Here is a 2,501-nt window from a genome sequence, read left to right on the forward strand (position 1 = left end):
GCTGCCTCAGCCTCGCCGGGATCTGAACCCGGCTGGCGCCTCAGGAGACTCGAGAGGCAAGACGGCGAGTCGGGTACATACCGTCCGGCCTGTCGTGTCCCGGCCGGAGCCGGCGGAACTCCTGGCGCTGACCCGGCGTTTGAAGGAGTACGCGGCCGATGCCACGGGGCTGGCCATCGCGCCCGGTCTGAGCTGCGGCGCGCCCTCCGGGTCGGCCGGGCGGGCGGCCGGGGCGCGGGTGGCCGAACTGCGGGCGCAGGGCCTGCCGCCCGGGCTGCTGTCCGCCGCCCAGCTGTCCGGGCTGGCGCTGCTCGGCGCCGTCGCCGTACGCCAGGGCCGGTGGGGGGCCGCGGCCGCCGGGCTGTACTGGCTCCAGCCGTACCTCGCGCTCGGCGGGCCCGGCTCCCCGCTGCGCCCCGCCGACCTGGGCCGGGCCACCGCCGCCCGGCCGGTGCGCTCCCTGGGCACCGCCCTGCGGACGGCGGTGGCGGCGGCCGGCCAGGACCGGGGGGAGGGCCGGGACACGGCTGCGGCGGCGGCCGCGTACCGGGCCGACCTGGCGGGGGGAGCGGGCCGGTTCCTCGAACCGCGCCGGCCCGACTGCCCGTGGTGCGGCTCCGGCCGGCTCGCGGTCCGCGTCCGGGTGCCCGACCTGCTCCAGGGCAAACCCGGCCGGTTCACCCTGGAGCGGTGCGACGGCTGCGGGCACGTCTTCCAGAACCCCCGGCTGACGCCGGAGGGGCTGGAGTTCTACTACCGGGACTTCTACGAGGGGCGCGGCGGCGAGGGCGCCGGCCGGGTCTTCGGCCGGCTGGGGTCCGCGTACCGGGGGCGGGCCGAGATGCTCCTGCCGTACGCCGATCCGGCGTCCTGGCTCGACGTCGGCACCGGGCACGGGCACTTCTGCAACGCGGCGCGGGCCGTGTGGCCCCGGACCCGGTTCGACGGGCTCGACATGGGCGACGGGGTCCTGGAGGCGGAGCGGCGCGGCTGGGTGGAGACGGGATTCCGGGGGCAGTTCCCGGAGTTCGCGGAGAAGCTGGCCGGCCAGTACGAGGTCGTCAGCATGTACCACTACCTGGAGCACACCCGGGATCCGCTCGCCGAACTGGACGCGGCGGCCACGGTGCTGGCCCCGGGCGGGTTCCTGGCCGTCGAGCTCCCCGACCCGCAGTCGCGGATGGCCGGGCTGCTGGGACCGGCGTGGCTGCCGTGGTTCCAGCCGCAGCACCAGCACCTGATGCCGGCCGCTAACCTGCGGGAGGCGCTGGCCGACCGGGGGTTCACGGTGCTCGCGGAGGAGCACGGACCGGCCCACCAGGGGAACGACTTCTTCGGTGCGGTGGCCCTGACGGCGGCACGGCTGGGCCCGGATCCGGACCGGCCCTGGGGTCCCCCGGCCACCACCCGCGCCCGGATCCGCGCCGGGGCCGTACGCGCGGCGGCCGTACCGTGCTTCGCCGCGGCGGCGGTACTCGACGCCCTGCGCACGGCGGCGGCCCGCCACACGGACGGCGGCAACGCCTACCGCATGCTGGCCCGCAAGGACACCCGATGACGCCCCCGGAATCACCCCGCCGGCCCCCCACCACCCCGACCGCCCCGGCCACCCGCGGACTCCCAGCCACTCCCGACGTCCCAGCCGCCCCCGGCACCCGCACCGCCCAATCCGCCCCGGCCGCCCTGCCCGCCCCGGCCGTCTCCGCCGAGCCCTCCACCACCAGCCCGTCCAGCCCGTCCAGCCCGTCCAGCCCGTCCAGCCCGTCCGGCCCGGCAGACACCAGCACCGCCGGAGCTTCCGCCGACCCCGCTAACACCGGCATCCCGGCCGTCACGGGCATCCGCGCCACCTCTGCCGACCTGCCCCTCCCCGCCAACCCGGCCGGGCCGACCGGCGTCGCCGGTACCGGCACACCCGGCGCCCCCACCATCGGCGACGCTGCCGACCCGACAGAACCGGCCTGCCCCCGCGGATCCACCAACGACCTCGCCCGGCAGAGGCCCACCGACCCGCCCGACCGCGCCACATCCGCCGCCGCCCTCGCGGGACCGGCAACCGCCGCCCCCGCCGCCCCCCGCGGATCCATCGACGGCCACATCGGGCAGGCGGGTGCCAAGCGCGCCCGCCCGGTCGATGCCCTCGGCAACCCGACCAGCGCGACACACTCCGCCTCCCCTGGCGCATCCGCCGACGACCTCGCCCGGCGGAAGCCCACCAACCCAGCCGGCCGCGCCGGGCAGGCAGGTGCCGCGCCCGCCGCCCAGGGCGAGGGGCTCGGTGGTGGGCTGGCGCGGCGGGCCGGGGCAGATCCGTTGTTCCGGCTCGTCGCCTATGCGCTGGAGGCCGCGCACGGGCGGGCGCCCGCTGCCGTGTGGAGTGCGCCCCACGCCTTCCACCTGGGCTCCCCCGGGCTCGTCGCGGCGGCCGGCTGGCCCGTGGCCGTCGCCGCGGCGCCGCGCGGTGACGGCATGGTGCGGCTCAGCTCCCTCGGGCACCCCGC

The 2,501-nt window shown here is 78.4% G+C and carries 1 protein-coding gene and 1 pseudogene; both read left to right on the plus strand.

The annotated features are described in order from the left end of the window. Window positions 1-94: 94 nt before the first annotated feature. Window positions 95-1,558 (plus strand): class I SAM-dependent methyltransferase, encoded by a 1,464-nt coding sequence (locus tag AB0F18_RS39030; RefSeq protein ID WP_362070251.1) that lies wholly within the window; start codon window positions 95-97, stop codon window positions 1,556-1,558. Beyond that, window positions 1,555-2,501: pseudogene (locus tag AB0F18_RS39035) on the plus strand (hypothetical protein); the annotation flags it as partial. The gene AB0F18_RS39030 and the pseudogene AB0F18_RS39035, both read left to right, overlap by 4 nt.

The organism is Streptomyces sp. NPDC029216, from assembly GCF_040648015.1.
Lineage (GTDB): Bacteria > Actinomycetota > Actinomycetes > Streptomycetales > Streptomycetaceae > Streptomyces.